Genomic DNA, 9,210 nt, shown 5'->3' on the forward strand with positions numbered 1-9,210 from the left:
CGAACTGGTGGGTGTACTTGGTGATGGGGTCCATCATGCCGCACACGTCGATGATCTGGAAGCGGCCCTGCTTGGACTTCTTGATCGGCTTCTGGCCGGTGATCATCATCATCGGCATGCCGCCCAGATACGCATAGGCGCTGGCAGTTACCAGGTTGGTCGCGCCAGGGCCCAGGGTCGACAGGCTGACGCCGGTCTTGCCGGTCAGGCGGCCATAGGTGGCGGCCATGAAGCCCGCGGACTGCTCGTGGCGGGTCAGAACCAGCTTGATCTTCGACTTGCGCAGGGATTCCAGCAGGTCGAGGTTTTCCTCACCAGGAATGCCGAACACATACTCGACACCTTCGTTTTCCAGGCATTGCACAACGACATCGGCGGCCTTGGCCATCTTGCTTGTAACCTCAAGTGATATTGCGGTGGTGAATCCAGGAGTCTTCAGCGCGGTGCGCTGACGTCGGATTGTCCGGTGGCAAGCAGAGCCGCCCGAACAAATCCTTGACGCAGGCAACGTTCGATAAAGTCACGTACAAATTCGGCCGATTTGTCGCACCCCCGCGGCACCGCCATGGCCTGGCGGATGGCGGTGAAGGCGCCGTCTAGGACGCGGTAGCGAGGGTCGGCATCAGCGGCCGCCTGCAAAGGCTGCCGCACACCGGCCGCTGCGTCGAGGTTTTCTTCAATAAATTGATCGACGGCCCCTGCCGAGGTGTCGGCGCGCACCAGTTCGGCGTGCTGCAAGGTGCGGCTCAGGTACAGGTCGTAGGCTGCGCCCTTGCCCACCGCCAGGCGCAGGCCGGGCTGGTCCAGTTGGCCGACATGCTGGTAGGGGGCGTCCTGCCTGACCAGGTAGGTGCCTTCGATCAACACGTAGGGTTCGCTAAAGGCGATCTGTGCTTCGCGCACCGGTTCGATGGCAAGGAAGGCCAGGTTCCAGGCGCCCTGCTCCAGGTCGGCGAAAACCTTGCCGGCAGCGTCGTAGGTGCGCATGTTCAGGGTGACGCCCAGTTCGGCGGCCAGGGCCTTGGCCAGGGCAACCGACACCCCCTGGGGCTGACCATCGGGGCCGCGCTGGGCGAGCACCGGGTTACCCAGGTTGATGGCGGCGGTGAGGGTGCCGTTGGGGGCGAGTTCGGCCAGCAGGGCTGGGGTGATGGCGATTGGCATGGGGTTCTCCGTGGTCTTGGCGGGTGAACCCGCTCCCACGGGCCTCACACTTGCGGGAGCGGCTTTAGCCGCGAATGGGGCTCACCAGATGGGTAGGGTGTAGGACACGATCAGGCGGTTTTCGTCGGCCCCGCGGGCGAAGCTTGAGCGGTAGGCCGCATTACGCCAGCGAATGCCGACGTTCTTCAAGGGCCCGGCCTGGATTACATAGGCAATATCGGTGTTGCGTTCCCACTCGTGGCCCTCCCCCGCCTGCGTAGCGGCATCGGCATGGTCGCCTTTGACATAGCGGGTCATGAAGCTCAGGCCGGGGATGCCGAGGGCTGTGAAGTCGTAGTCGTAGCGCAGCTGCCAGGAGCGCTCGCCGGGCTCGGCGAAGTCGTTGATCTGGATGTAGTTGGCCAAGTAGGGGTCGGTGCCGTTGAGGTACGGCATCGAGGTGTCGCCGTTCATCTTCTGCAGGCCCAGGCCAAAGGCGTGGCCGCCGAGGCTGTAGGTGAACATGCCGCTCAGGGCGCCGCTGTCGATGCGCCCGCCACGGGCACTGCCGGCATCGTCGCTGAGCATGTAGCGCAGGTCGCTCTTGAGCTTGCCTGGGCCAAGGCCCAGCACGTGGTTGAGGCCAAGGAAACTCTGCCGATAGACGTCCTGCAGCTCGGCGTATTGGTAAGTCAGGCTCACCTGCTTGTCAAAGGCGTAGTCGGCACCACCGATCCAGTAATCATCGCCCTCGACGCTGCCGGCGAAACGGCGGTTCTTGTTGTTCAGGGCAAGGGCCTGGGCATCGGTGGAGTCACGCTCGGTGACGCGATTCAGGCGGGCACCGGTGAGGGTCAGGCCGTCGATTTCCTTGACGGTCAGCAGGCCGCCCTCGAAGGTTTGCGGCAGGATGCGCCCGGTGTTGGCCTGCACGGTGGGCAGCTTGGGAATCAACGTGCCGTACTTCAGTTCGCTGTTGGCAACCTTGAACTTGGCAGTCAGGCCCAGGCGGCTGAAGGTATCGGCGGCGCGGCCATCGTCGTGCACCGGCAGCAGCCCGGAGCCGGCGCGGCCAGGGCTGGAGTCGAGCTTGATGCCGAGCATGCCCAGGGCATCCAGGCCGACGCCGACGGTGCCGGGGGTGTAGCCGGAGCGCAGGTCGAGGAGAAAGCCCTGGGCCCACTCTTCGCGCTTGGACTGGCCGGCGCCGTCACGAAAGTCGCGGTTGAAGTAGTAGTTCTGCAGTTGCAGGTTGGCCTTGCTGTCTTCAAAAAAACCCTCGGCGCCGGCTGGGTTGGCCAGCAGGCAGGGCGACAGGGAGATCAGGGTTCGCAGGGTATTCTTGTTATTGTGCATCTGGCGGGTCCGTCGTGCAGGCGTGTGGAAGCCCGGCCCGAAACGGACCAGGCAGATTTCTGCGGGCAATCAGTGGGCGGAAGCGGTTACCGGCTGATCCGGTTCCTTGTTGCCGACGCGCATCAACGCGGTCATCAGGAACGCCACCAGCAGCAGTGCGCTGAGGAACATCAGGCCGGCCGCGGCGCTGCCGCTCTGGCCTTTGATCACGCCGATCAACGAAGGCCCGGCGAAGCCACCGAGGTTACCGATGGAGTTGATCACGGCAATCGACACCGCGGCGGTGGCGCGGTCGAGGAACAGCGTTGGCAGGGCCCAGAACGGCGACTTGAAGCTGTACAGGCCGGTGAGCGCAACGCAGATCATCGCCATCGAGGCAACCGGGCCAGGCAACACCGCCGCGCCCACCAGGCCCAGGGCGGCCACAGCCAGTGGGATGGCCGAATGCAGCTTGCGCTCGTTGCGCCGGTCGGAGCTGCGTGACCACAGCACCATCAGCACGGTTGCAACCATGTACGGCAGCATGGCGATCAGGCCGATCTGGGTGTGGGTCAGGCTGCTGGAGAACCCCTTGATGATCTGCGGCATCCAGTAGCCGACGCCAAGGCTGCCACACTGATAGACGAAGTAGATGAACGCCAGGTACAGCACCTTGGGGTTGATCATGGTCTTGAGCACGCCCAGGCGCTTGACGTGCTTGCGGCTCTGCCGGTCGCGTTCGAGCTCAGCGAGCAGCCACTGCTTTTCTGCGCTGGTCAGCCAGGTGGCCTGCTCGGGTTTGTCGGTGAGGAAGAAGAAGCAGACCACGCCAAGCACGATGGCCGGCGCGCCTTCGAGAAACAGCATCCAGCGCCAGCCGCTCCAGTCGAGCCAGTGGATGTTGTCCATGATCCAGGTCGAGAGCGGCGCGCCGATGATGTAGCTGACGGGAATGGCGGCGGTGAACAGGGCCACGGTGGTGGCCAGTTCCTTGGCACGGAACCAATAGGTGAGGTAAACGATCACGCCGGGGAAGAAGCCCGCCTCGGCCACGCCCAGGAAAAAGCGCAGCACGTACAGCTGGTTGGCCGTCTGGGCAAAGGCCGTGGCGGCGGCGATCGCGCCCCAGGTCACGAGGATTCGGGCGATCCAAACCCGCGCACCGTACTTGTTGAGCATGACGTTGCTGGGCACTTCGAACAGGAAGTAGCCAATGAAGAAGATACCGGAAACGAAACCGAACGCTTCGCTGGTCAGGGCGAGCTCCTTGTTCATCTCCAGTGCGGCATAGCCGATGTTGGCACGGTCCAGGTAGGAAACGATGTAGAGCAGGAACATGAACGGGATGATACGCAAGGTGACCTTGCGTACCGTGGCCTGTTCATCGACAGTCTTGTTGTTGTTCATGGTGACCTCGTTGTGGGGTTGGCCGCGGCCAGCCCCTTGTCATTGTTATCTGTGCGGCGCGGTTCAGGCAGAAAAAACCATGCACACCGGACTGCCGGTCGAAACCGAAAAACCGGTGGGGCTCAAGCGTCCGTGCTGTGCATCGACGGCCAGGGCCACGATGCTGTCGCTGTCTTCGTTGAGGGCGAACACGAAGCGCTGGTTGGGGGTAAGGGTGAAAAACCGTGGCGTCTTGCCTGCGCTGGGCTGGACATCCACCAGGCTCAGCAGGCCGCTGTGGGCATCGATGGCGTACACCGCGAGGCTGTCATAGCCGCGGTTGGAGGCGTAGACGAAGCGCCCGGCGCGGTCGACCTCGATCTCCGAGGCGCGGCTGTTGCCGGTGAAGGTGGCGGGCAGCGAGGACAAAATCTGCAGTGGTTGCAACGCGCCTGTCAGTGGGTTGAAGCGGTAGGTGGTGACGGTGGAGTCCAGTTCGTTGACCACGTAGGCGAACGGCGCGCTCGGGTGCAGCGCCAGGTGCCGTGGGCCGGCGCCTTCGCGGGTGGTCACGAAGGGCTGCTCGGCGGGGTAGAGCTTGCCGTTGTCGAAGCGCAAGCTGAAGATCCGGTCCAGGCCCTTGTCCGGCACCAGGACGAAATTGCCCGAGGCGTCGAACGGGTTGAAATGCGGTTTGGCGAACGGCTGTTCGACTCGGTGCGGGCCGGTTGGGCCTTCAAGCTTGAGCAGTTGGTTGAGGCTGCCCAGGCGCCCGTCCGGCTCGACATTGAGCACGGCCAGGCTGCCGCCGATGTGGTTGCTGACCACCAGAAAGCGCTCGCTGGGGTCCAGGGCCAGGTGCACCGGGTTCTTGCCTTCGCAGCTCTGGCGGTTAAGGAAGCTCAGCCGGCCACTGGCCTTGTCGACGGCGAAAGCGCTGACGTCGCTCTGGTCGCCATGCACGGTGTACAGCCGGTCGCCGGCGCGGTTGAGTGCCAGGAACGACGGGTTGACCAGGTCACCGACCACCTGAACCTGCGCCAGGGTGCCGGCCTGTTGGTCCACGCGGTAGACCGTGATGCCGTCACCCCGCGCATTGCGCTCGCGGGTGGTGCGTGAGCCGACATAGGCGTACATAGGGGTTGTTCTCCCGTTGGCGGATGCGTTGGAAAGCGGGCTGGCCGCCGCCAGGGCGATACCTGGCGGCAGCAGCGAGCCGAGCAGCGACACACCGGCCGCAGCGCCCAGCTGTTGAATGAAGGTACGGCGGTACATGGCCGCTTGGGCCTTGGGCAGGCGCGCTCCCGCGCCCTGATCGTCGCCTTGCATGCTGTCTTCCCTTTTTGTTGTTGTGAGGGGTACAGACCGGCCCCGTGCCCGGGGCCGTTGATTGCGCTCAGCCGCGTGTTCGGCCCACGACCTTGCGGATCACATAGGGCAGCACGCCGCCGTGGGTGAGGTAGCGAAGCTCCTGCTGCGAGTCCAGGCGGGCAATCAGCTCGGCCTGGTCGCGGCGGCCGTCGGCACGCTGGATCGCCAGGCGGATACGGTTTTCGCCAACGCTCAGCTCATCCAGACCGATGAAGTCGAAGCGCTCTGTACCGTCCAACTGCAGGTCATCGACCCCCTGCCCTTGCGGGAACAACAGGGGCAGCACGCCCATGCCGATCAGGTTGCTACGGTGGATGCGCTCTATGCTGCTGGCCACCACGGCCCGCACCCCGAGCAGGGCCTGGGCCTTGGCTGCCCAGTCGCGGCTGGAGCCTGCACCGTAGTTGATGCCGGCGAAGACGATCAGCGGCGTGCCGGCGTAGCTCTGCGCAGCCTCGTACAACGGCAGGCACTGGCTGTGGTCGGCATTCCAGGCCCAGGCACCGGCGCCCGGCTGCTGGGCACCGAGCAGGCGGTTTTGCACCGACTTGTTGGTGAAGGCACCGCGCAGCATGACTTCGTGGTTGCTGCGGCGGGTGGAGTATTGGTTGAGGTCTTGTGGGTCTTCGCCGCGGGCCAGCAGCCACTGGCCGGCCAGGCTGTTGGCGGGGATGGCGCCAGCGGGGGAGATATGGTCGGTGGTGACGTTGTCGCCCAACACCATCAACGCACGCGCCCCCTCGATGGCCAGGCTGGCATTGGCCTGGGCGCGGATATCGGCCAGGTACTGAGGGCGACGCAGGTAAGTGGAGGCGGCGTCCCACGGGAACTGCACGCTGCCTTCGGCAGACAGGGCCTGCCAGTGGTGGGTGCCCTCCCATACCGTGGCCAGGCGCTGGCGGAAGAACGCTGGCTTGACCACACGAGCCGCAAGCTCGGCGACTTCGGTGTCGCTGGGCATCAGGTCGTGCAGGTAGACGGGCTGGCCAGCGGCATCCTGGCCCAGTGGTTCACAGGTCAAGTCGGTGTCGATCCGCCCGGCGATGGCGTAGGCCACGCACAGTGCAGGCGACGCCAGGTAGCCTGCGGGTACCTTGGGGTTTACTCGACCTTCGAAGTTGCGGTTGCCAGACAGCACCACCACACCTTTCAAGCCTTGGTCGGCGAAGGCTTCGACATGGGCTTCGAGCTTGCCGGAGTTGCCGATGCAGGTCATGCAGCCGAATCCAGCCAGGTCGAAGCCCAGGGCGGCGAAGTCCTGCAGCAGGTCGGCCTCGGCCAGGTAGTCGGCCACCACCTGCGAGCCAGGCGACAGCGAGGTCTTTACCCATGGCTTGCGCTGCAGGCCCAGGCGGCGGGCATTGCGGGCCAGCAGGCCGGCCTGGAGCATCTGTGCAGGGTTGGCCGTGTTGGTGCAACTGGTGATGGCAGACAGCACCACCGCGCCATGGCTGATCGGCGTGCCGAAAGCCGGTGCGAAGAACGGCTGGTCTGCCGGGTGGGTAATCAACTGGCCAGCACCGAGCACCTGTTCGCGGAACGATTCGCCAGCGCGCGACAGCGGTTGCCGCTGGTGTGGCTGGTAGGGGCCGGCGACGCTGGGCTCGATGCTGTCCAGGTCCAGTTCGATCAATTCGTCGAACGCCGGTTCTGGCAAGGCGTCCTGCCGGTACAGGCCCTGGGCGTGCAGGTAGGAGGCGGCCTGCAGGCACAGTTCGGCGCTGCGGCCGCTGAGCTTGAGGTATTCGAGGGTCTGGTCATCGAACGGGAAAAACACCACGGTAGCGCCATATTCCGGCGCCATGTTGGCCACAGTTCCACGCGCGGCCCAGCCCAGGTTCGAAAGGCCGGGGCCAGTGAATTCGACGAACTTGCCGACCATCGAGCGCTTTCGAAGTATCTCTGCCACATGCAGTGACAAGTCGGTGGCGGTGACGCCTGGGCGCAGCGCGTTGCTGACCCGCACGCCGACCACCTTGGGGAAGTTGATCGGCACGGGCTCGCCCACCATGGCGGCCTGCCCTTCCAGGCCGCCGACGCCCCAGCCCAGTACGCCGATGGCATTGATCATCGGGGTGTGGCTGTCGGTGGCGACCATGTCGTCGGGGTGCAGCAGGCGCTGGCCATCTTCGGTGCGGCTTTCCCAAACGACTTTGGCCAGGGCTTCCATGTTCATCTGGTGGATGATGCCGGTACCCGGCGGGATCACGCCGAAATTGTCGAGGCTCTTCTGCGCCCACTTGATAAAGCGGTAGCGCTCGCTGTTGCGACGGAAGTCGATGTCCAGGTTCTGCTCGACCGCGTCGGCTTCGGCAAAGCGCTCGACGATCACCGAGTGGTCGATGGTGAGCACGGCCGGAATCTGCGGGTTCATGGCGCTGGGGTCACCGCCCAGTTCGGCCACCACATCCCGCATGCCGGCAAAGTCGGCCAGTGCTGGCAGGCAGGTGGTGTCATGGAACATCAGGCGGTTGGGCTGAAACGGCACTTCGCAATCCGGGCCCTGGCCGGTGGCACGGGCCAGCACCGGCGCGAGGGCGCCTGGGGTGCAGCGAGCCACGTTTTCCAGAAGGATGCGAATGGCGTAAGGCAGGCGCTGGAGCTGGCTGGGGGCCAGCAGCTTTTTCAGGTCGACATAGGCGAATTGCACCTGGTCGATCTCCAGGATGCTCATCAGGTCGCGGGCAGTCTCGGTCATGCTCGTATCGCTCGTTTTCTTATCGTTGTCGCCCGGGCGGGGCCGGACTGATAAGGCGATACTAGGGGGCGTGGGCGTTGATGAAAATTGATCAATCACCACAGGAGCGTTCTCCAATGGAGAACGCTAGAGGGTCATTTTACCGGCTGGGTGAGGTGATCGATGAAGGTACGCAGGGTGGCGGCGGCATGGTCGTCCTTGCGCAGCACCAACAGCAATGAGCGCCGGGCCCATGGCTCGTTCAAGGCCACACGCTTGAGGCGATGGCTGCGCAGGTAGGGCTCGACCACGCTACGCGGCAGAATGGCCAGGCCCAGGCCGTTGGAAACCATGCGGCACATGCAATCGAAGCTGCTGATACGGATGCGCAGCTTGAGTGGCTGGCCAAGCTTTTCGGCTTCGGCACTGAGCAAGGCATTCAGCGAACTGTCCAGGTGTGGGCCGACGAATTCGTGTTCCAGCACATCTTCGAGCTTCACCGACTTCAGCGCTGCCAAGGGGTGGCTGGCGGGTACCAGCAAGGTCAGTTCGTCGTTGCGGTAAGGCAAGGCTTCAAGGCCTTGGGTAGGGGTGTGCGAGGCGATGATGCCAAGGTCGGCGCGGCCATCGGCCACCGCACGGATTACGGCAGAGCCCACCCGCTCTTCGATATCGAACCTGATCTGCGGGTAGCGTTCGGCAAAGCCTGCCAGGTCCTGGGGCAGGAATTGCGACAGCGCCGAGGTGATCGCATGGATGCGGATATGGCCTTTGACGCCGGCGGCAAACTCGCTGAGCTCATTGTCCAGTTGCGCCATGGTCTGTTTGAGCTGGCGGGCATAGAACAGCAGGGACTGGCCAGCCGGGGTCAGCTCCACACCGCGGGCGTTGCGAATCAGCAAGGGGGAACCGATCTGCGCTTCGAGCTCGCTGATGCGTTTGCTGATGGCCGAAACGGCCAGATGCTTGATACCGGCAGCACGGGTGAGGTTGCGCTCCTGGGCGACGGTAATGAAGAGGTCCAGGCTGGTAAGGTCGTAGCGCATGGGGGCGTCCCTGATCAGAGGAGCTGCACCATACCGCAAAAACCGCGGGCGCGCCGCGATCCCCCCGTAGGAGCGAGCAAAGCTCGCGATGCGGTCGGCCAGGCGCCGCGCATCTCAAGAAATTAAAACGCCAGAAAAGACAAAACCCCTACCTGCTCGCGCAGATAGGGGTTTTGCGAAATGAATCTTGACGATGACCTACTCTCACATGGGGAAACCCCACACTACCATCGGCGATGCATCGTTTCACTA

Annotated in this window: 7 protein-coding genes; all 7 read right to left on the reverse strand. The window is 64.2% G+C overall.

All coding sequences use genetic code 11. The annotated features are described in order from the left end of the window. Positions 1-388: thiamine pyrophosphate-binding protein (locus F3J44_RS29105; protein ID WP_254612428.1), on the reverse strand; the 388-nt coding region annotated here is incomplete at its 3' end. 47 nt (positions 389-435) lie between these two features. Further along, positions 436-1,164 carry a transporter substrate-binding domain-containing protein gene (locus F3J44_RS29110; protein ID WP_167277938.1) on the reverse strand — a complete coding sequence of 243 codons (729 nt, stop codon included), beginning with the start codon at positions 1,162-1,164 and terminating at the stop codon, positions 436-438. A gap of 81 nt (positions 1,165-1,245) precedes the next feature. Next, positions 1,246-2,499, reverse strand: a complete 1,254-nt coding sequence (locus F3J44_RS29115; RefSeq protein ID WP_167277940.1) for an OprD family porin — start codon at positions 2,497-2,499, stop codon at positions 1,246-1,248. A gap of 69 nt (positions 2,500-2,568) precedes the next feature. Further along, positions 2,569-3,885, reverse strand: a complete 1,317-nt coding sequence (locus tag F3J44_RS29120) for an MFS transporter (protein WP_167277942.1) — start codon at positions 3,883-3,885, stop codon at positions 2,569-2,571. Between the two features lie 63 nt (positions 3,886-3,948). Next, entirely contained in the window at positions 3,949-5,193 is a 1,245-nt protein-coding gene (locus tag F3J44_RS29125) for a lactonase family protein (protein ID WP_205300258.1), read from the reverse strand. 67 nt (positions 5,194-5,260) lie between these two features. Next, positions 5,261-7,933, reverse strand: a complete 2,673-nt coding sequence (gene acnA / locus F3J44_RS29130; protein ID WP_167277943.1) for an aconitate hydratase AcnA — start codon at positions 7,931-7,933, stop codon at positions 5,261-5,263. 134 nt (positions 7,934-8,067) lie between these two features. Then, positions 8,068-8,958 carry a LysR substrate-binding domain-containing protein gene (locus F3J44_RS29135; RefSeq protein ID WP_167277945.1) on the reverse strand — a complete coding sequence of 297 codons (891 nt, stop codon included), beginning with the start codon at positions 8,956-8,958 and terminating at the stop codon, positions 8,068-8,070. Between the last annotated feature and the right edge of the window lie 252 nt (positions 8,959-9,210).

Origin of the sequence: Pantoea sp. Tr-811 (assembly GCF_011752535.1) — a bacterium.
In the GTDB taxonomy this organism is placed as follows: domain Bacteria; phylum Pseudomonadota; class Gammaproteobacteria; order Pseudomonadales; family Pseudomonadaceae; genus Aquipseudomonas.